We start from the raw sequence: 20,634 nt of genomic DNA, 5'->3' as shown, positions 1-20,634 counted from the left end.
GTGCCCGCGGCCACCCCTCGCACGGCGACGGCCGCCGCCGTCGTCACGCCCCGAGCCGGGCCGGCAGGCCGGGCCGCGAGGCCTTCTTCCACACCTTCGGCAGCTCACGCTCCCGGTCGGCGGCCAGGGCCTCCTCGCGGCCGTACAGCAGCCCGAAGGTGAAACCGCTCTCACCGGCCCGCCGGGCCTGGGTGGCCAGCTCGCGCAGGGCGCCGCGGGCCACCACGCTGTCCTGGTGGTCGCCCAGCAGCTGCTGCACCCGCTTGACGCGCTTGACGAACTTCTCCGCCGGGCGGCCCAGCACCGGGCAGGCCGCCTCCGCCGCGTACCGCGTCCGCTTGGCCGCCTTGCGGGCGCCGTGCAGCAACTCGTCCCGCTCCCGCCCGGCGGGCGCGGCCAGGGCCGCCTCCATACGGCCGGCCAGCCGCCGGTAGTCCTTCCGGACGGCCCTGGCCACCGCCCCGGGCGCCGGGCGGGCGGCGGCCGGGCGCAGCGGCGGCGCCTCCAGCAGGACGCGCAGGCTCTTCAGGAGCGCGAGGTGGCGGTCACCGTCCAGGACGGCGAGCAGCCGGCCCCGCGAGCCGGCCCGGCGCCGCTGCGACCAGATGCGCAGCCGGGCCGAGACCGGGCCGAGCCGTAGCGTCCGGGGTACCTCGGACAGTGCGCCCTGGAGCCGTTCGGTGAGCACCTCGCGATCCCGGTCCACGCCCAACTCGGCCGCCAGCCATTTGAGTTCGGCGCCGATCGGGTCGGTGACGGTGCGGTCGAGGATCTTCGCGTACGAGCGGAAGGCGCTGCGCAGCCGACGGGTGGCGACCCGCATCTGGTGCACGGAGTCGGGGAGGTCGCGGCGGACCGCGGGATCGAGTTCGGTGATCGCGCGGACCTGTTCACGGACGTAGCGCAGGACGACATCCCCGGCGGCGGGCTCGCCCTTACCGGCGCGCTCCTTCTTACCGGACTCCTTCTTGCCGCCGGATTCTTTCCTGCTGCCGGATTCCTGCTTGCCGCCGGATTCTTTCTTGCCGCCGGACTCCTTCTTGCCGCGGGGCTTCCCCGTCCCGGTCTCGGCCAGCGCCCGCGCCAGCTTCGACGCGGCGGAGGCGGGGCGCGCGCCGGCGGCGGTCAGGACCCGGCCGACCTCGTCGAGCAGTCCGGCGTCCCCGCCGTCCACAGCCGCTCCGGCGCCCTCACCGACCAGCTCCACCTCGATCTCCCGCCAGCGCACCTCACCAGCGGCCTCCCCTGCCCCTTCGGCCTCTTCGGGGCCTTCGGGGCCTTCGGGCCCGGCCGCCTCGGCCACCCGGCGGGCCCGTACCGCGTCCTCCGCGACCTCGGCGAGCGGCGCTCCCCCGGCGTCCCGCAGCACCCGGAGCGTGCGGCGGGTGCGCAGCCGTACGACCGGGGCCAGGTCCTGGTCCAGCACCCGGGACCGTACGAGCGCGGTCAGCTCCGGGGGCGGCGCGTCGGACAGCGGAGCCCGCACCTCGTCCCGGACACCGGGGGCGACCGGCAGCTTCAGGTGCCAGCCCGCGTCGGTACCGCCGGTGCGGCGGCGCAGGGTGATGCCGTCGGCGGCGAGGCGCTGGTCGGCGGTGTCGTAGTAGAGGGCGTCCAGGCACTCGACGCCCTGCTCCGCCACGGTCGCGACCCGGTCGACACCGGACAGGTCGGGCAGCCGTATACCGTCGTCGGCCTCGTACTTCCGCTCGATCTCGCGCACGGTCTCCGCCATGCATCGAATCTAGTCACCCGCCCTTCCGGGGACCACCCGTCCGCCGGCCCCTCCTCGCCCGGCCAGGACGGCGGAGACGGCCGGGACGGACCGGTACGGAAGGGAGCGGCGGGGCGGGCGGGATGCGGAGAAGCGGTGGCATGCGCCGGGGAACGTGCCTTACGGTGTGTCACCGATCGTCCACACGGGGTGGCTGGCGCCTCACGCAAACGTGACCGCCGGCGCTCGCTCAGCCGGCCTCCAGGAGCAGGCCCCTTCGGGGAGGGAGACCCGTGCACCCCCACACCGCAGCCGCCGCCCGGACCGCCATCCGTGTCGCGACGGGCGCCCGCCCGTTCCTGCTGGCGGCGCCGAGCAGGCCCACCGCCCCGAAGGCCGCCCGCGACTTCATCCGGGCGGTGCTGCGCGGGACGCACCTCGCCCCGCTCGTGGACACCGCGGTGCTGCTGACCTCGGAGGCGGTCACCAGCTCCCATCTGCGGACCCCGCGCTCGGCGGAGATCCTGCTGAGGCTGCTGACGGCCGGGCACGGGCTGCGGATCAGCGTGTACGACGAGGCGCCGGTCCGCCTTCCGGTGCGGGGCTGCTGGCCGTACGCCCCGGCGGCCGGTCAGCCGTACGCGGATCACGGGCTGCTGCTCACCAGCCGGCTCGCGGACGACTGGGGCATCACGCCGTACGCGGGCGTGCCGCGGTCCGCCGCGCTCTGGTTCGAGCTGTACGCCGGGGGCTGACCCGGCGTCAGCGCGAGGCGGACAGCGGGCGTCCGACGCGGATCGACTGCAGCAGCCCTATGGCGATCCAGACCGCGAACATCGAGGTGCCGCCGTACGAGACGAACGGCAGCGGCAGACCGGTGACGGGCATGATGCCGAGGGTCATGCCGATGTTCTCGAAGGACTGGAAGGCGAACCAGGCGATGATGCCGGCGGCCACGATCGTGCCGTACAGCTCGGTGGACTCGCGGGCGATCCGGCAGGCGCGCCACATCACCACGCCGAGCAGGAGGATGATCAGGCCCGCGCCCAGGAAGCCCAGTTCCTCACCGGCGACGGTGAAGATGAAGTCGGTCTGCTGTTCGGGCACGAACTGGCCGGTGGTCTGGCTGCCGTGGAAGAGGCCGGAACCGGTCAGTCCGCCGCCGCCGATGGCGATCCGGGCCTGGTTGGTGTTGTAGCCGACGCCGGCCGGGTCGAGGCTCGGGTTGGCGAACGCCGCGAAGCGGGCGATCTGGTAGTCGTCGAGCAGGCCGAGCTGCCAGATGGCGACACAGCCGACGACGCCGGTGCCCACCAGGCCGAGGATCCAGCGGTTGGAGGCGCCGGAGGCGAGCAGTACGCCGAGGATGACGGCGCCGAGCACCATGACCGAGCCGAGGTCGGGCATCAGCATGATGATCACGATGGGGACCGCGGCGAGGGCCAGGGCCTGGACGACGGTCCGGTGGTCGGGGTGCGGGCGGTCGCCCGCGTCGACCCGGGACGCCAGGACCATCGCCATGGCGAGCGCGATGGTGATCTTCGCGAACTCGGCGGGCTGGAGGGAGAAGCCGCCGGGGATCGCCAGCCAGGAACGGGACCCGTTGATGGTGGCGCCGAGCGGGGTCAGCACCAGCACCGACAGGACGAGGGACAGGACGTACAGCACCGGGATGGCGCCGCGCAGGGTGCGGTGGCCGAGCCAGATCGTGCCGCCGGCGAGCGCCAGTCCGATGCCGACGTTCAGCAGATGGTGCAGGAAGAAGTAGTACTCGTCGCCGTGGTTGAGCTCGGTGCGGTTGCGGGTGGCGGAGAAGACCAGGACCGAGCCGATGAGGGACAGCAGCAGGCAGGACAGCAGCAGCACCCAGTCCAGCCTGCGCAGCACCGAGCCCCGCGCGGTCAGCCTGCCCCAGGTGCCGAGCTCGGGGGTGTAGCGCCGGATGGAGAACGCCCGGGAGGTGCGGCCGGTGGTGGTCACTGTGGGCTCTCCGAGGGGGACGGCGACGGCGTCGGCAGGCGGTACGGCTTGATGGGCTGGGCCGCGATCGTGCCGTCGCTCTCGATCTTGGGGAGGCCGGCCTGCGGCTTCGGGAGCAGGGCGGCGTCCTGGTGGATGTTGCCCTCCTCGTCGACGCCGTAGAGGGCGTTGTAGATGTTGCGGACGGCCGGGCCGGAGGCACCGGAGCCGGTGCCGCCCTGGGAGATCGTCATGACGATCGTGTAGTCCTTGGTGTATGTCGCGAACCACGAGGTCGTCTGCTTGCCGTAGACCTCGGCGGTACCGGTCTTGGCGTGCATCGGGATCTTGTCCTGCGGCCAGCCCTGGAAGCGCCAGGCGGCGGTACCGCGTTCGGCGACGCCCGCCAGTGCCGCGTCCATCTGCCGGAGCGTCGCGGGCGTGACGGGCAGCCGGCCGTGCGAGGTGGGTTTGATCGTCTTGATGTCCTTGCCGTCGGGGCTGACGATCGCCTTGCCGACGGACGGGTTGTAGAGCGTCCCGCCGTTGCTGAGCGCGGCGTAGATGGTCGCCATCTGGATCGGGGTGACGAGAGTGTCGCCCTGGCCGATGGCGTAGTTGATCGAGTCGTAGGCGTGCAGCTTCATGCCTTCGAGGCAGCCCTCCCGGGCGAGCTTGGTGTGGAAGTCCTTCTTCTTGGGCCAGGCCTTGGCCTGCGCGCACCAGGCGTCCTTGTTGGCCTCCCAGAAGGCGTTCTTCCACCGGCGGTCGGGGACCCGGCCGGAGACCTCGTTGGGGAGGTCGATGCCGGTCTCCTTGCCGAGCCCGAACTGGTGGGCGGTCTTGTAGAACCAGTCGTGGGCGTCCTTCTTGGGCTTGTCCCCGCCGTCCTTCTTCCACTCCTCGTGCCCGAGCCGGTAGAAGACGGTGTCGCAGGAGACCTCCAGCGCGCGGCCCAGGTTGATGCTGCCGTGCCCCTGGCCCTCGAAGTTCATGAAGGTCTGGCCGCCGATGCTGTACGAGCTGGTGCAGGGGTAGCTGCCGTTGAAGTCGTAGCCGGCGTTGACCGAGGCCGCGGTCGAGACGACCTTGAAGATCGAGCCGGGCGCGGCCTGCCCCTGGATGGCGCGGTTGAGCAGCGGGTAGTTGGAGGACTTGCCGGTGAGGCGGGCGTAGTCCTTGCCGGAGATCCCGCCGACCCAGGCGTTGGGGTCGTAGCTGGGGTTGGAGGCCATCGCCACCACCCGGCCGGTCTTCGCCTCCATGACGACGACGGCGCCCGAGTCGGCCTTGTAGTTGGTGCCCGTGTTGCGGTCCATCTGCTTACGGGCTTCCTTCATGGCCTGGTCGAGCTGCTTCTCCGCTATGGCCTGTACGCGGGCGTCGATGCTGGTGATCAGGCTGGACCCGGCCTGGCCCTTGTCGCTCTTGGCCTGGCCGATGACCCGGCCGAGGTTGTCGACCTCGTAGCGGGTGACGGCGGCCTTGCCGCGCAGGTACTCGTCGTACCGCCGCTCCAGCCCGGACCGGCCGATCTGGTCGGAGCGCAGGAACGGCGAGTTGCTGTTCTTGGCCTTCTGGATCTCCTCGTCGGTGACCGGGGAGAGGTAGCCGAGGACCTGGGCGGTGTTGGCGTCGACCGGGGACGGGTAGCGGCGGACGGCGGTGGGCTCGGCGCTGATGCCGGGGAACTCCTCGGCGCGCTCGCGGATCTGGAGGGCCTGCTGGGTGGTGGCCTCGTCGGTGATCGGGATCGGCTGGTAGGGGGAGCCGTTCCAGCAGGGCTGCGGTGTCTTGGAGTCGCAGAGCCGGACCTTGTTGCGGATCTCCTTCTCGGACATGCCGAGCACCTTGGCGAGCCGGCCGAGGACGGCCTTGCCGTCGTCCTTCATCTTCAGCAGCTCGGTACGGCTGGCGGAGACGACCAGCCGGGTCTGGTTGTCGGCCAGCGGTACGCCGCGCGCGTCGAGGATGGCGCCGCGGGTGGCGGGGTCGATGACCTGCTGGACGTGGTTGCTCCGCGCCTCGTTGGCGTACTCCTCGCCGTTGCGGATCTGCAGGTACCAGAGCCGGCCGCCGAGGGTGAGCAGCAGGGAGAAGACGAGGATCTGGAGCGCGATGAGCCGGACCGTCACCCGCGACGTCCGGGTTCCCGGAAGACTGGTCACAGCCGCTTGACCCCCTTGATGCGGCCCGCCTTGTCGCGGGACGACTTGCCGAGCAGTCCGCCGCGCTGGCTGCCGATCCGGGTCCCGGTGCGCAGGGACTTCATGGCGCCGCGGCTGGACTTGAGGCCGGTGCCGGTGTGCAGCCAGCCGTACGCGGTGTCCCTGGTCGCCGTGCCGCTGGGGCTGCCGGTGCCGTCGCCGATCACCGATTCGTGTTCCGTCCTGCGGGCCAGGGCCATCACCAGCGGGACGGTGAAGGGCGCCAGCAGCAGGTCGTAGAAGGTGGCACTGAGCAGCAGTCCGAGGACGCCGACGTGCCGGGCGGCAGTGTCGCCGACGAGCGAGCCGACCCCGGCGTACATCAGGGTGGAGCCGATGGCGGCGCCGATGACGACCATCAGCGGGAGCGTCGCCGAGCGGTGCTGGCCGGTGTCCGGCTTGGTCAGGCCCGCGATGTAGCCGATGACGCAGAGCACCAGCGCATAGCGGCCGATGGCGTGGTCGGAGGGCGGGGCGAGGTCGGCCAGCAGCCCGCCGAAGAAGCCGATGAGCGAGCCGGCGACGTGTCCGTAGACCAGCGCGAGGCCTAGGACGACGAGCAGCAGCAGGTCCGGTACGGCACCGGGCAGTTGGAGGCGGGCGAGGACGCCGACCTGGATGACGAGGGCGACGACCACCAGCGGGGCGGAGAGCAGGATCCGGTTGATGCGCATCGGTCAGTCCCTGGGGGAGGCGCTGGCGGAGGGGGTGGCCGTGACGGTGACCGTGGGCGCCGGCTTGGGCTTCGCGGGCCGGGGCGGCAGGACGGTGTCGCGCGGGTCCTCGCGGGGCGGCTGGACGACGACGCCGACGATGTCGAGCTGGGAGAAGGAGACGAACGGGCGGACCTGGAGGATGCGGGTCAGATCGCCGTTGGAGGGCTCGACCTTGACCACCCGGCCCACGGGCACGCCCGGCACGAACGGCTTGTCCTTGCTGGAGCCGAAGGTGACCAGCCGGTCGCCCTGCTTGACCGCGGCCCGGCCGTTGAGCAGCTGGACGCGCAGCGAGTTGACGCCCTGCCCGTTGGCGAAGCCGATCTCGTTGGTCTTCTCCATGCGGGTGCCGACGGTGAAGTCCGGGTCGGCGGCGAGCAGCACGGTGGAGGTGTCGGCGCCGACGGTGGTGACCCGGCCGACCAGACCGTCGCCGTTGAGCACGGTCATGTCCCGGGCGATGCCGTCGCGGCTGCCGGCGTCGATGGTGACGGTCCAGGAGAAGCCCTGGGCCGAGCCGATGGCGATGACCTGGGCGCCCTTGATGGCGTACTGGCCGGTGCCGGCGGTCTTGAGGATCTTGTCGAGCTCGGCGGCGCGGCTGCGGTTGCGGTCGGAGGAGCCGAGCTTGGCCTTGAGCGCCTCGTTCTCGTGCTCCAGCGTGGCGATCCGGCTGTGCCGGCGGCCGGAGTCCCGGACGGCGCCGATGGCGTTGCCCACCGGGTCGACGACGTGGGCGACGCCGCTCTCGACCGGGCCGAAGGCGGAGGCGGCGACTTGCCGGGCACCATCGAGCGGGGACTGTTCACCGCCGCGGATGTCGACCGTGATCAGCGCGAACGCGATCGCGACCAGCAGCACCAGCAGCAGCCGGCTCTCTCGTGTGTCCCTCACGTGCGGCGGCCGTGTCCTTCCTCGTAGGACCGGCCGGCTGCGGGCCCCGCCGGTCTCGTTCGGGAGTTGAGCGTTGTGCCTTGCTGTAACGGTGCGGCGGTGAACGCCGGCGCACCGTGTCTGTGGAGGTGTGGTGCCTGTATATCAACGATTCGCGGCGGTGATCCGTATCAGGGGTTCCGTCTTCGCGAAGGTTTCGTCTGTGCGGAGCACATCGGCGGGACGGGGTGGACCGGATCGTCCCGCCACGGTGCCCGACCGCCGCGGACCGCAGGACGGCCGCGGCGCGGTCGGGAACCGCAAGGCGGTTATCGGCGGGGCTGGGAGTCGAGGACCTGCTGGAGCGCCTCGAACTCCTCGACGCACTTGCCGGAACCGAGCGCGACAGAGTCGAGCGGGTCCTCGGCGATGTGGATGGGCATACCGGTCTCGCGGCGCAGCCGCTCGTCGAGGCCGCGGAGCAGGGCGCCGCCTCCGGTGAGCACGATGCCGCGGTCCATGACGTCGCCGGACAGCTCCGGCGGGCACTTGTCGAGGGTCGTCTTGACCGCGTCGACAATGGAGTTGACCGGCTCCTCGATGGCCTTGCGGACCTCGGCGGCCGAGATGACCACGGTCTTCGGCAGCCCGGAGACCAGGTCACGGCCGCGGATCTCGGTGTGCTCGTCCTGTTCGAGGTCGTACGCCGAACCGATGGTGATCTTGATGCTCTCGGCGGTGCGCTCGCCCAGCAGAAGGCTGTACTCCTTCTTGATGTGCTGGATGATGGCGTTGTCCAGCTCGTCGCCGGCCACCCGGATGGACTGGGCAGTGACGATTCCGCCGAGCGAGATGACCGCGACCTCGGTCGTACCGCCGCCGATGTCCACCACCATGTTGCCGGTGGCCTCGTGGACCGGCAGACCGGACCCGATCGCGGCGGCCATCGGCTCCTCGATGATGTGCACCTGCCGCGCACCGGCCTGGGTCGAGGCCTCGATGACCGCGCGGCGCTCAACTCCGGTGATACCGGAGGGAACGCACACCACGACCCGGGGGCGGGCGAGATAGCGCCGCTTGTGGATCTTGAGGATGAAGTAGCGGAGCATCCGCTCGGTGATTTCGAAGTCGGCGATCACGCCGTCCTTCAAGGGCCGCACGGCGACGATGTTGCCGGGCGTGCGTCCGATCATCTTCTTCGCCTCAGCACCCACCGCGAGGATGCCGCCGGTGTTGGTGTTGATGGCCACGACCGACGGTTCGTTGAGAACGATTCCGCGGCCCCTGACGTACACCAGCGTGTTGGCGGTCCCGAGGTCGACAGCCATGTCACGGCCGATGAACGACATGTTGTTCCCCATGAGGATACGTCTGGCCTTCCCAACTGGAGCGAATGCTTACTGGAGGTCGGCAGGAGGTGATGCGCGCTATGGCGCGGAAGCCTCCATCGTAGTTCGTAGTGCATCCACTCGAACACGCCGGGAGGCTGTTCCGCCATTGTCAGCCGTACACGCACCCGTCCCCCTTAATGGTGACGTCGTGTCGGGGTGATGCGTTCCCCCGATCGTGTCGTATACACCAAAGGGCGACCGAGTATTTTCTCGGTCGCCCCTGGTCACGAGGGGTTTACAACTGACGAGATGTCAGGAAATCGCGGGGAAGAAAATCTTGATCTCGCGCTCGGCGGACTCTTCGGAATCGGATGCGTGGATCAGATTCTCCCGAGTGATCGTTCCGAAGTCCCCACGAATGGACCCACTTGGCGCGGCAATCGGGTCAGTCGGACCGGCCAGCGCACGGACGCCTTCGATCACCCGCTCGCCCTCGACGACCATGGACACGACCGGGCCCGAGGACATGAACTCCACCAGGGGCTCGTAGAAGTCCCGGCCGACGTGCTCCGCGTAGTGCTGTTCCAGGATGGCCCGGTCGAGGGTCCGCAGCTCCAGCGCGCTGATCGTCCATCCGGCCTTCTTCTCGATACGGCCGATGATCTCGCCGATCAGGCCGCGCCTGACGGTGTCGGGCTTGAGAAGGACGAGCGTGCGCTGGCTCACGAAGGGGCTCCCTGTATACGTAACGGTCAGCGGGTGCCCTGAGGGTACAGGGGGGCCGGAGTGGCCACGAAGGCGGTCGGCCGCTTCCGCCGCAGGCACGCCGTCAGGCGCTCCCCGTGGGGGATTCCGCCGCCCAACGCGCCTTCGCCTCGTCCACCTTGCGGCCGAAGTGGACCGACGCCCACCACAGGGCGGCGAACACCGCGCCCAGGAAGAACATCGTCGGTACGACGAAACCGCTGGCGATGAGCGCGATCTGCAGCGCCCAGCCGAGCTGCACCCCGCCGGGGCGGCCCAGCATCCCGCACAGCACGAGGCTCAGCAGCATCGCGATCCCGCTGACCGTCCAGATCGTGGCCTTCGGCAGGTCGGTCAGCTGCATCGCGACCAGACCGGCGAAACCGATCACGAAGAACTCGCCTATCAGGGTGCTGGCACACAGCGTGCGCACGGTCAGCTCCTCCTCAGCAGCATCCGGGCCTCGCCGACCGTGATCACCGAACCGGTCACCAGGACGCCCGCCCCGGAGAACTCGCCCTCCTCCTCGGCCAGCGTGATCGCCGCCTCCAGGGCGTCGTCGAGGCGCGGTTCGACCTGCACCCGCTCGGCCCCGAAGACCTCCACGGCGACCGCCGCCAGCTCGTCGGGATCCGTCGCACGATGGCTGGAATTACGCGTCACCACGACCTCGGCGAAGATCGGCTCGAACGCCTCCAGGAAGCCCCGGACGTCCTTGTCGTCACTCGTGCCGACCACGCCCACCAGCCGGCTGAAACCGAACGCCTCGGTGACCGCCTCGGCTGCCGCGTGCGCGCCCGCCGGATTGTGCGCCGCGTCCAGCACCACCGTCGGGCTGCGGCGGACGACCTCCATCCGGCCCGGCGAGGAGACCGCGGCGAACGCGGAGCGGATGGTGTCGATGTCGAGCGACCGGGCCTGCTCCGAACCGACGCCGAAGAACGCCTCGACCGCGGCGAGCGCCACCGCGGCGTTGTGCGCCTGGTGCGCACCGTGCAGCGGAAGGAAGACGTCCGGGTACTCGCCGCCCAGCCCGCGCAGCGTCACCATCTGGCCGCCGACCGCCACCTCACGGGAGAGCACTCCGAACTCCATGCCCTCACGGGCGACCGTGGCATCCACCTCGACCGCGCGCTTGAGCATCACCGACGCCGCCTCCACCGGCTGCTGGGCCAGCACCACCGTCGCGTCCTTCTTGATGATCCCGGCCTTCTCCACGGCGATCTGCTCGGGCGTCTCCCCCAGCCGGTCGGTGTGGTCCAGCGCGATCGGGGTGATCACGGCGACGTCCCCGTCGATCACGTTCGTCGCGTCCCAGGTGCCGCCCATACCGACCTCGACGACCGCGACATCCACCGGCGCGTCCGCGAAGCTGGCGTACGCCATCGCCGTCAGCACCTCGAAGAACGACAGGCGGAACTCCTGCTGGGCATCGACCATCTCCAGGTACGGGGCGATGTCCCGGTAGGTCTCGATGAACCGCTCGGCGGAGATCGGGCTGCCGTCCAGGCTGATCCGCTCGGTGATCGACTGGACGTGCGGGCTCGTGTACCGGCCGGTGCGCAGGTCGAAGGCGCCCAGCAGCGCCTCGATCATGCGGGCCGTACTGGTCTTGCCGTTCGTGCCGGTGATGTGGAGGGACGGGTAGGCCCGCTGCGGCGAGCCCAGGATGTCCAGCAGCGCCGCGATCCGCTCGACCGACGGGTCGAGCTTGGTCTCGCCCCAGCGGCCCGCCAGTTCCTCCTCGACGGCGCGCAGCGCACGGTCGACCTCGGGGTCGGCCGGGCGGGCCGGGACCTGGTCCCCCTGCGGCGGTCCGGCCTGGGCGCGCAGGGTCCGGCTGCCGGCCTCGATCACCGCGAGGTCGGGGTCCCGGTCCGTTTCGGCCTCGACCAGCTCGTCGAAGGCGTCGTCGGTCGGGTCGGTCGGGTCGGGATCGTCGTTTCGGGGGCGCTCGCTCACGAGGACAAGTCTACGAGGCCCCACTGACAGCGGTGCGGTCCGCCGGTGGCAGCCGGGTCCCGGAGCCCCGCTACCCCAGCGCCGCCTTCATCATCGCCCGGGCGACCGGCGCCGCCAGCCCGTTGCCGGAGACCTCGCCGCGGGCCGCGTCGCTGTCCTCGACCATCACGGCCACCGCCACCTGGTGCCCCGCACCGTCCTCGGCGTACGAGACGAACCACGCGTAGGGCGTACCGCTGTTGTCCACGCCGTGCTGCGCGGTACCGGTCTTGCCGCCGACGGTCAGGCCGTCGATCTTCGCGTTCGCCCCGGTGCCCTGCTCGACCACGGTACGCATCGCCGACCGCAGCTGCTCGGCGGTCCGCGCCGACATGGCCCTGCCGTACGTCCGCGGGCTGTTCTCCTGGACGGTGTTGCCGCCCCCGTCGGTCAGCTTGTCGACCAGCTGCGGGGCCTTGAGCTCCCCGCCGCCCGCGATGGCCGAGGCGACCATCGCCATCTGCAGCGGGGTGGCCTGGTCGTCGAACTGCCCGATACCGGACAGCGCGGTCTGCGCCTGGTCCATGTCCGACGGGTAGACGCTCTTGGCCGCCCGCACCGGGGTGTCCACCTTGTCGTTGTTGAAGCCGAACTTCTCGGCCTGTGCCCTGACCTTGTCCTTGCCCAGGTCGACGGCCATCTTCGCGAAGACGGTGTTGCAGGAGTACTGGAGCGCGGTGCGGAGGGTGGCGTTCTTGCAGGGGGCGGCGGCGTTCTCGTTCTTCAGCGTGGTGCGGGTGTGCGGGAGGGTGTACGGGTCGGGGCTGTCGGTGGGCTCGTCCACCGAGGAGTACAGGCCGTTCTCCAGCGCGGCCGCGGCGACCACCAGCTTGAAGGTGGAGCCGGGCGGCAGCGGCTGCCGCAGCGCCCGGTTGACCTCCGGGTCGTCCGGATCACCGGACATCTTCTGCCAGGCCTTCTGGTCGGCCGCGGAGGACCCGGCGAACTTCCCCGGGTCGTACGACGGGGTGCTGACCAGGCCCAGAATGCGCCCGGTGGCCGGGTCCATGGCGACCGCCGCGCCCTTCTTGCCGGCCAGCGCCTGGTAGCCGGCCTTCTGCACCTTCGGGTCGATGGTGGTGGCCACATCGCCGCCCTTGGCGCGCGTACGGGTCAGCGCGTCGGCGGGGTTCCGCAGCCGGCTGTCGGAGCCGTCCAGGAGGCCGCCGTAGAGGCTCTCCAGCTGGTTGCTGCCGAAGATCTGCGAGCTGAAACCGGTGACCGGCGCGTACAGCGGGCCGTCCTTATAGGTCCGCTTGTACTTCAGGGTGGACGAGGTGGCGGCGGAGCCGGTGACCGGCTCCCCGCCGACGAGGATGTTGCCCAGCGGCGCCCCGTACTTGTCGATCGCGACCCGTGGATTGTGCGGGTCGTCCCGGTACGCGCTGGCCCTGGCCCCCTGTATCCAGGTGACCCAGCCCATCAGTGCCAGGACCAGGACGAGGCAGAAGACCGAGACCCGTCGCAGGGGTTTGTTCATCGGGCGCGGCTCCTCGCTGCTGGACGTGCTGCTGGACGTACGGTCCGCCGGACTCCGGCGTTCCGGCCCACCGTGCCCGGGCTTCCTGAGAGCGCCATGAGAGCGCCCCGGAGGCGCCATGAGAGCACCGTAAGAACGGCTCGAATCAGCCGAATCACATCGAAAACAGCTGGCCAGGGCAACTTTCTGCCGCGTTCACCGCTCTTCCATGGCGGGCTGTGCGCACCCGGTGGTCACCGGTACGCACCCGGTGGCCACCGGCACCGGCACGCCCCGTGGTCATCAGCACACAGCGGACGGAAGAGCGGGAGCGAAGACGAGTGCCGGCAATCAGTCAGCGGATGCACCTGGTGCTGCTCACCGCCTGGACCGCGCTGTGGTTCGCCGTGGTGGTGCCCAACGGCGGCTTCTCCTGGCACTACCTGCGCACCGGCGGCGAGCTGATCTACGGCGGTGACAGCACCGGCGGCCTCAACCTCTACGCCCACCACCCCGAACTCCAGATGGGCCCGGTCAGCTTCCTGATCGCGGGCCTGTTCAACCCGTTCCCCGAGCACGTCGGCCAGTTCCTCGCGCTGGCCATCATGTCGGTACTCGGCCTGGTCATCCTCGTACTGGCCGGGCGCAGCGCCGCCACGTACTTCCTGGGCACCGGGACCAACCACCAGCGGCTGCGGCAGCGGGTCCTGATCGCCGGCCTGGCCTTCATCCCCATGTGGATCGAGGTCGCGGTCCGCTTCGGGCACCTCGACGACGTCCTGGCGCTGTTCTTCACCGCCCTCGCGGTACGCGCCGTCACCCGGGGCCACGCCGCCCACACCGGTGTCTTCCTGGCCCTGGCGATGGACTCCAAGCCCACCGCGCTGGCCTTCGTGCCGCTGCTGCTGGCGCTCCCCCGGGAGAAGTGGCTACGGGCCGGCCTGTGGTGCGCGGGCCTGGTGGCGCTGGCCTGGCTCCCGTTCTTCGTCGGCGATCCGCAGTCCTTCGCCGCGGCCAAGTTCGCCATACCCAACCACCCGGCGTCCGCGCTGCGCTGGCTGGGCGTCGGCGATCCGGAGACCCCCGGCTGGGACCGCCCGGCCCAGGCCGCCCTCGGCCTCGCCCTGGGCGGTATCGCCGTCTGGCGGGGCCGGTGGGCTGCGGTGGTCCTGCTGGGGGCCAACGCCCGGATCGTCCTCGACCCCAGCGTGTACACGTACTACACCGCGTCGGTGCTGCTCGGCACCCTGCTCTGGGACGTCATCGGTCAGCGCCGGCTGGTCCCCTGGTGGAGCTGGCTGGCCCTGCTGATCCTCTACGGCAGCGTCTTCGTCGTCCCCGACGACTCCGCCCGCGGGCTGATCCGCCTGGCCTTCGTGGCCGTGTCCACGGGGTACGTCCTCCTCTGGCCGGTACGGGAGCGGGGCCGCGGCGCCGGAAAGGGCAGGCCCCACATCCCTTCGGACGTGGGGCCTGCGGAAGCCGCGTGGAAAGCGGGGACTACGCCGTGGGAAGGGCCTCCAGCTGGGCGCTGAGCCGCGCGATATCGGCCTCGGCGGCGGCCTGGCGGGTACGGATCTTCTCCTTGACCGGCTCGGGCGCCTTGGCGAGGAACGCCTCGTTCCCGAGCTTGGCCGTGGTCTGCGCGAGCTCCTTCTGGGCCGCGGCCAGGTCCTTGGCCAGCCGCTTGCGCTCCGCCGCCACGTCGATCGCGCCGGACAGGTCCAGGGCGACCGTGGCGCCCGCGACCGGCAGCGAGGCGGTGGCCGTGAAGCCCTCGCCCTCGGGCTGGAGACGCAGCAGCGAGCGCATCGCCGCCTCGTGCGCCGCCAGGCCGGTACCGGACAGCTCCAGCCGCGCCGGGACCTTCTGGCCGGGCTGCAGCCCCTGGTCGGAGCGGAACCGGCGGACCTCCGTCACCACCTGCTGAAGGGTCTCGATCTCCTTCTCGGCGGCCGCGTCACGGAAGCCCCCCGGGGCGTCGGCCCCACGAACGGACACAGCGGTCGGCCACTCGGCGATGACGATCGACTCACCGCCGGTCAGCGCCGTCCACAGGGTCTCCGTGACGAACGGCACGACCGGGTGCAGCAGCCGCAGCGTGACGTCCAGGACCTCGCCCAGCACCCGGCGCGAGGCGTCGGCGGCCGGGCCGCCCGCCGCGAACGTGGTCTTCGACAGCTCGACGTACCAGTCGAAGACCTCGTCCCAGGCGAAGTGGAAGAGGGTGTCCGACAGCTTGGCGAACTGGTAGTCGTCGTAGTACGCGTCGACCTCGGCGACGACCGAGTTCAGCCGGGAGAGGATCCACCGATCGGTCGCCGACAGCTGCTCGGCGGGCGGCAGGTCGCCCGCCACCGTCGCGCCGTTCATCAGCGCGAAGCGGGTGGCGTTCCAGATCTTGTTGGCGAAGTTCCGGGACCCCTGGACCCAGTCCTCGCCGATCGGCACGTCGACGCCGGGGTTGGCGCCACGGGCGAGCGTGAAGCGGACGGCGTCCGAACCGTACTTGTCCATCCAGTCCAGCGGATTGACCGCGTTGCCGAAGGACTTGGACATCTTCTTGCCGAACTGGTCACGGACCATGCCGTGCAGCGCGATGGTGTGGAACGGCGGGGTGCCGTCCATCGCGTACAGCCCGAACATCATCATCCGGGCGACCCAGAAGAACAGGATGTCGTAGCCGGTGACCAGCACCGAGTTCGGGTAGAACTTCTCGACGCTCGGGGTCCGCTCGGGCCAGCCCAGCGTGGAGAACGGCCACAGACCCGACGAGAACCAGGTGTCCAGGACGTCGGTGTCCTGATGCCAGCCCTCGCCGGTGGGCGCCTCGTCATCCGGCCCGACGCAGACGACCTCACCGTTCGGCCCGTACCAGACCGGGATCCGGTGCCCCCACCACAACTGCCGCGAAATGCACCAGTCGTGGAGGTTGTCCACCCAGCCGAAGTAGCGGGACTCCATCTCCTTGGGGTGGATCGCGACCTTTCCGTCACGGACCGCGTCACCGGCCGCCTTCGCCAGCGGGCCGACCTTGACCCACCACTGCATCGACAGCCGCGGCTCGATGGTGGTCTTGCAGCGCGAGCAGTGCCCGACGGAGTGCGTGTACGGGCGCTTCTCGGCGACGATCCGGCCCTCGGCGCGCAGCGCGCCGACGATCGCCGACCGGGCCTCGAGCCGGTCCAGGCCCTGGAACGGGCCGTGCACGGTGATGACCGCGTGCTCGTCCATGACGGTGAGCGACGGCAGGCCGTGCCGCTGGCCGATCTCGAAGTCGTTCGGGTCGTGGGCCGGCGTGACCTTCACCGCGCCGGTACCGAACTCCGGGTCGACGTGCTCGTCCGCGACGACCGGGATCCGGCGGCCGGTCAGCGGCAACTCGATCTCGGTGCCGACGAGATGGGCGTACCGCCCGTCCTCGGGGTGGACGGCCACGGCGGTGTCGCCCAGCATCGTCTCCGCACGGGTCGTGGCGACGACGATGGAGGCGTCACCCTCGCCGTAGCGGATCGAGACCAGCTCACCGTCGTCGTCCTGGTACTCCACCTCGATGTCCGAGATGGCGGTCAGGCAGCGCGGGCACCAGTTGATGATGCGCTCGGCGCGGTAGATCAGCTCGTCGTCGTAGAGCCGCTTGAAGATCGTCTGGACGGCCTTGGACAGGCCCTCGTCCATGGTGAAGCGCTCACGCGACCAGGCGACGCCGTCGCCCAGCCGACGCATCTGGCCGGAGATCTGGCCGCCCGACTCGCCCTTCCACTGCCAGACGCGCTCGACGAACGCCTCGCGCCCCAGGTCGTGCCGCGACACGCCCTCCTTGGCGAGTTCGCGTTCGACCACGTTCTGGGTAGCGATGCCCGCGTGGTCCATACCCGGCTGCCAGAGCGTCTCGTGGCCCTGCATCCGCTTACGGCGCGTGAGCGCGTCGATGAGGGTGTGCTCGAAGGCGTGCCCCAGGTGCAGGGAGCCCGTGACGTTCGGCGGCGGGATGACGACGGTGTACGGCGGCTTGTCGCTCTTCTCGTCGGCCTCGAAGTAACCGCGCTCTACCCAGCGCTCGTACAGCGGCCCCTCTACATCGGCCGGCGTGTACTGAGTCGGCAGTTCGGGGGCGCTGTGGTTGCTCTGCTGAGTGTTCTCGGTCACGACGGACAGTGTACGGGCGCGGATGTACCAGCTTCGAATCGGTTTGGCACCCGGGGCAACGGCTGTCGGTGCCGTCGTACAGGATGTGAGCAACGCATAAGACGTCACCAGACTTCACCACGCGGCGCCGCCGCACAGCAGCATCACACAGAAGTTCGACTGTCCTCAGTTGTCACGAGGGGAACCGCTCAATGAGCTACAACCAGCCGCCTCCCGGCCCGTACGGGCAGCAGCCCCAGCAGCCCGGACCGTACGGCCAGCCGCAGCAGCCGCCGGCTCCGCAGCCCGGTTACGGCTATCCGCAGCAGGGCGGCCAGGTGCCTCCGCAACAGGGCTACGGCTACCCGCAGCAGGGCGCTCCGGTGCCCCCTCAGCAAGGCGGCCAGGTGCCCCCGCAGCAGGGCTACGGCTACCCCCAGCAGCCCGCCCCCCAGCCCGCCTTCGGCCAGCAGCCCGGCTCCCCCTACGGCGGCCAGCAGACCCCTTACGGCCTGATCCCGCAGGGCCCCCCGGAGACCGGCGGCGGCAACGGCAAGAAGATCGGCCTGATCGCCGGCGCGGTGGCGCTCGTCGCAGCCATCGGCGTGGGCGCGTACTTCGCCTTCGGCCCGGGCGGGGAGGTGAAGCCGTACACCATCTCGCTGCCGAACAGCCTGCTCAACAACGAGTACAGCAAGCTGCCGGGCAAGTCGGGCGGCCAGACGCCGAAGGACTTCTCCGACGACAAGGAACTGCGTGCGATGGGGATCACGGACGGCAAGGCCGTGAACGGCGGGTACAGCAACGTCGGCAAGCTGCTGCTCAGCGTGGGGGGCGTCTACGGGAAGGTCGGCGACCCGGAGCGGGCCGTGGACCAGTTCTTCGCCAAGCTGGAGGAGAGCCAGCGCAAGAGGGCCGAGCAGACCGGCGCCAAGGTCGAGACGGTCACGCCGAAGAGCGAGTACTCACCGGGCGACTTCGACGGCGCCGTGATGAAGTGCCAGACGCAGAAGGCCACGGCCACACTGCAAGGGGTCAGCGCCTCCCAGCAGGTCTCGCTCTGCATCTGGGGCGACAGCAGCGCGATCGGCTTCGTCCAGTCGCAGGCCACTCCCCCGTCGCCGTCCGGGGGTGTCTCCAGCGCCTCGCCGCTCACCGCGGAGCAGCTCTCCGAGAAGACGGCCAAGGTCCGCAACGAGGTCCGCAAGGAGAAGTAGGCGCGGGCCGGACCCGTGACACCGGAAAGCCGCCCGGCGCAGACTCGTCTGCCGGGCGGCTCTTGTGTGTCCGTGGACGGCGTCTCCGTGGGACGGCGTGTCCTGGGTACGGGCGCTACGCGCTCTTCTCCTGCGGCTCCCCCGCGTCGCCCCGGGTGCGGGGCACCAGGGTCGGATTCACGTTCGAGTGAACGACGTCCTCGGTGATGACGACGCGGGCGACGTCCTTGCGGGACGGGATCTCGTACATCACCGCCTGGAGGACCTCCTCCATGATGGCGCGCAGACCGCGGGCGCCGGTGCCGCGGAGGATGGCCTGATCGGCGATGGCCTCCAGGGCGGGGCGGTCGAAGTCCAGCTCCACGCCGTCGAGTTCGAAGAGCCGCTTGTACTGCTTGACCAGCGCGTTGCGCGGCTCGACCAGGATCTGGAGCAGGGCCTCGCGGTCGAGGTTGTGGACGGAGGTCAGGACGGGGAGCCGGCCGATGAACTCGGGGATCATCCCGAACTTGACCAGGTCCTCCGGCATCACGTCCTGGAGCTGGTCCTTGGACTCGATCTCGCGCTTGGAGCGGATCGTGGCGCCGAAGCCGATGCCCTTCGCACCGGACCGGGCCTCGATGATCTTCTCCAGACCGGCGAACGCGCCGCCGACGATGAACAGGACGTTCGTGGTGTCGATCTGGATGAATTCCTGGTGGGGGTGTTTACGGCCGCCCTGGGGCGGCACCGAGGCGGTGGTGCCCTCCAGGATCTTCAGCAGCGCCTGCTGGACGCCCTCACCGGACACGTCACGGGTGATCGACGGGTTCTCACTCTTGCGGGCGACCTTGTCGATCTCGTCGATGTAGATGATGCCGGTCTCGGCCTTCTTGATGTCGAAGTCCGCGGCCTGGATCAGCTTGAGGAGGATGTTCTCGACGTCCTCGCCGACATAGCCGGCCTCCGTCAGCGCCGTGGCGTCGGCGAACGCGAAGGGGACGTTCAGCATCCGGGCGAGGGTCTGCGCGAGCAGGGTCTTGCCGGAGCCGGTGGGGCCGAGCAGCAGGATGTTGGACTTGGCGAGCTCGATGCCCTCGTCGCCGCGCCCGGGGCCGTTCTCCCCCGCCTGCACCCGCTTGTAGTGGTTGTAGACGGCGACCGACAGCGCCTTCTTGGCGGGCTCCTGGCCGACCACATAGCCGTTGAGGAACTCGTAGATCTCCCGGGGCTTGGGGAGCTCCTCCCAGCGCACCTCGGAGGTCTCGGCGAGCTCCTCCTCGATGATCTCGTTACAGAGGTCGATGCACTCGTCGCAGATATACACACCAGGTCCTGCGATGAGCTTCTTCACCTGCTTCTGACTCTTTCCGCAGAATGAGCACTTGAGCAGGTCGCCGCCATCACCGATGCGTGCCACGAGGTGCTTCCCCTTCGCCTGGGATCCGCATTGCTCCGCGGACCCGAGTGCTTGCCTATCGACGGTACCTTGCCGGGCCCCCCGTACGGGCCCCCCTTGGACCGACTCGGTTCAGTCGATCCCGTCCCGGTCCAAGGGGGCAACGCTCCGCCTCACTTCGCGAAGAACACGGTCAGACCGAGACGGAGGTCTTCCGGGTCGTGACGATCTGGTCGACCAGACCGTACGCCAGGGACTCCTCGGCGGTCAGGATCTTGTCGCGCTCGATGTCCTCGCGGATCTTCTCGATCGGCGTGGTGGAGTGCTTGGCCAGCATCTCCTCCAGCTGCGTGCGCATCCGCTGGATCTCGTTGGCGGCGATCTCCAGGTCGGAGACCTGGCCGCGGCCGGTCTCGCTGTACGGCTGGTGGATCAGCACACGGGCGTTCGGCAGCGCCATGCGCTTGCCGGGCGTGCCGGCGGCCAGCAGCACGGCCGCGGCGGACGCCGCCTGGCCCATGCAGACCGTCTGGATGTCGGGCTTGACGAACTGCATCGTGTCGTAGATGGCCGTCAGCGCCGTGAAGGAGCCACCGGGGCTGTTGATGTAGACCGAGATGTCACGGTCCGGGTCCATCGACTCCAGGCACAGAAGCTGCGCCATGACGTCGTTGGCGGAGGCGTCGTCGATCTGCACCCCGAGGAAGATCACCCGCTCCTCGAAGAGCTTCGCGTACGGGTCGTACTCGCGCACGCCCTGCGAGGTGCGCTCGACGAAGCGCGGAACGATGTAGCGAGCCTCGGCCTGCGGGCCGGAGAACTGCGAGACCGGGCCGGAGTACTCGGCCTGCGTGCGCTCGTAGAGACCGCTTCCGGGATAGTTGATCATCTGGTGGTTCACCGTCCT

16 protein-coding genes are annotated in these 20,634 nt (G+C 70.2%); 3 read left to right on the top strand and 13 right to left on the bottom strand.

The window, feature by feature from the left end:
* Window positions 1-43 precede the first annotated feature (43 nt).
* Window positions 44-1,735 carry a CYTH and CHAD domain-containing protein gene (locus AZE13_RS17085; RefSeq protein WP_066931917.1) on the bottom strand — a complete coding sequence of 564 codons (1,692 nt, stop codon included), beginning with the start codon at window positions 1,733-1,735 and terminating at the stop codon, window positions 44-46.
* Window positions 1,736-2,007: 272 nt separating this feature from the next.
* Between AZE13_RS17085 and AZE13_RS17080 the strand changes: the two genes are divergently transcribed.
* Window positions 2,008-2,469: an ATP-binding protein gene (locus tag AZE13_RS17080; RefSeq protein WP_066931915.1), complete on the top strand. Its 462-nt coding sequence runs from the start codon at window positions 2,008-2,010 to the stop codon at window positions 2,467-2,469.
* 7 nt (window positions 2,470-2,476) lie between these two features.
* On the opposite strand, the gene rodA is transcribed toward AZE13_RS17080, so the two are convergent.
* The 9 genes from rodA to AZE13_RS17035 all read right to left on the bottom strand — a co-directional run bounded on the left by rodA (window position 2,477) and on the right by AZE13_RS17035 (window position 13,025).
* The gene (gene rodA / locus AZE13_RS17075; protein WP_066931914.1) at window positions 2,477-3,694 is read right to left on the bottom strand and encodes a rod shape-determining protein RodA; all 1,218 of its coding nucleotides are present in this window, start codon (window positions 3,692-3,694) and stop codon (window positions 2,477-2,479) included.
* On the bottom strand, window positions 3,691-5,841 hold the full coding sequence (gene mrdA, locus AZE13_RS17070; protein ID WP_066931912.1) for a penicillin-binding protein 2: 2,151 nt from the start codon (window positions 5,839-5,841) through the stop codon (window positions 3,691-3,693). Before mrdA ends, rodA begins: the two co-directional genes overlap by 4 nt.
* Window positions 5,838-6,554, bottom strand: a complete 717-nt coding sequence (gene mreD, locus AZE13_RS17065) for a rod shape-determining protein MreD (RefSeq protein ID WP_066931910.1) — start codon at window positions 6,552-6,554, stop codon at window positions 5,838-5,840. The genes mrdA and mreD overlap by 4 nt, the downstream gene beginning before the upstream one ends.
* Window positions 6,555-6,557: 3 nt before the next feature.
* Complete coding sequence (gene mreC / locus AZE13_RS17060) at window positions 6,558-7,490, bottom strand: rod shape-determining protein MreC (protein ID WP_066931908.1); 933 nt, start codon at window positions 7,488-7,490, stop codon at window positions 6,558-6,560.
* Between the two features lie 308 nt (window positions 7,491-7,798).
* Entirely contained in the window at window positions 7,799-8,818 is a 1,020-nt protein-coding gene (locus AZE13_RS17055; RefSeq protein WP_003985182.1) for a rod shape-determining protein, read from the bottom strand.
* Window positions 8,819-9,112: 294 nt separating this feature from the next.
* Window positions 9,113-9,526 (bottom strand): nucleoside-diphosphate kinase, encoded by a 414-nt coding sequence (ndk, locus tag AZE13_RS17050; protein ID WP_066931906.1) that lies wholly within the window; start codon window positions 9,524-9,526, stop codon window positions 9,113-9,115.
* 103 nt (window positions 9,527-9,629) lie between these two features.
* Window positions 9,630-9,977: a DUF4233 domain-containing protein gene (locus AZE13_RS17045; RefSeq protein WP_066931904.1), complete on the bottom strand. Its 348-nt coding sequence runs from the start codon at window positions 9,975-9,977 to the stop codon at window positions 9,630-9,632.
* 2 nt (window positions 9,978-9,979) lie between these two features.
* Window positions 9,980-11,506 (bottom strand): bifunctional tetrahydrofolate synthase/dihydrofolate synthase, encoded by a 1,527-nt coding sequence (folC, locus tag AZE13_RS17040; protein ID WP_066931902.1) that lies wholly within the window; start codon window positions 11,504-11,506, stop codon window positions 9,980-9,982.
* A 70-nt stretch (window positions 11,507-11,576) separates the two neighbouring features.
* Window positions 11,577-13,025 carry a peptidoglycan D,D-transpeptidase FtsI family protein gene (locus AZE13_RS17035; protein WP_066931900.1) on the bottom strand — a complete coding sequence of 483 codons (1,449 nt, stop codon included), beginning with the start codon at window positions 13,023-13,025 and terminating at the stop codon, window positions 11,577-11,579.
* A 341-nt stretch (window positions 13,026-13,366) separates the two neighbouring features.
* Here AZE13_RS17035 and AZE13_RS17030 point away from each other — a divergent pair, with 341 nt between their 5' ends.
* Complete coding sequence (locus tag AZE13_RS17030; protein WP_066931898.1) at window positions 13,367-14,539, top strand: hypothetical protein; 1,173 nt, start codon at window positions 13,367-13,369, stop codon at window positions 14,537-14,539.
* Here the strand turns inward: AZE13_RS17030 and AZE13_RS17025 are convergent.
* Window positions 14,505-17,153, bottom strand: coding sequence for a valine--tRNA ligase (locus AZE13_RS17025; protein WP_066931896.1), 2,649 nt, complete (start codon window positions 17,151-17,153; stop codon window positions 14,505-14,507). The genes AZE13_RS17030 and AZE13_RS17025 overlap by 35 nt on opposite strands.
* A 191-nt stretch (window positions 17,154-17,344) precedes the next feature.
* On the opposite strand from AZE13_RS17025, the gene AZE13_RS17020 reads away from it, so the two are divergent.
* Window positions 17,345-18,349, top strand: a complete 1,005-nt coding sequence (locus AZE13_RS17020; protein ID WP_066931894.1) for a hypothetical protein — start codon at window positions 17,345-17,347, stop codon at window positions 18,347-18,349.
* Between the two features lie 115 nt (window positions 18,350-18,464).
* Here AZE13_RS17020 and clpX read toward each other — a convergent pair whose 3' ends face one another.
* Together clpX and AZE13_RS17010 are read right to left on the bottom strand one after the other, a co-directional pair.
* Window positions 18,465-19,748: an ATP-dependent Clp protease ATP-binding subunit ClpX gene (gene clpX, locus AZE13_RS17015; protein ID WP_066931892.1), complete on the bottom strand. Its 1,284-nt coding sequence runs from the start codon at window positions 19,746-19,748 to the stop codon at window positions 18,465-18,467.
* 172 nt (window positions 19,749-19,920) lie between these two features.
* Window positions 19,921-20,616 carry an ATP-dependent Clp protease proteolytic subunit gene (locus AZE13_RS17010; RefSeq protein WP_066931890.1) on the bottom strand — a complete coding sequence of 232 codons (696 nt, stop codon included), beginning with the start codon at window positions 20,614-20,616 and terminating at the stop codon, window positions 19,921-19,923.
* Window positions 20,617-20,634 lie beyond the last annotated feature (18 nt).

The sequence above is a fragment of the Streptomyces sp. NBRC 110611 genome, from assembly GCF_001590865.1.
In the GTDB taxonomy this organism is placed as follows: Bacteria; Actinomycetota; Actinomycetes; order Streptomycetales; family Streptomycetaceae; genus Streptomyces.
The sequence above is the reverse complement of the archived record's forward strand: the minus strand, read 5'-3'. Positions and strand labels throughout refer to the sequence as shown.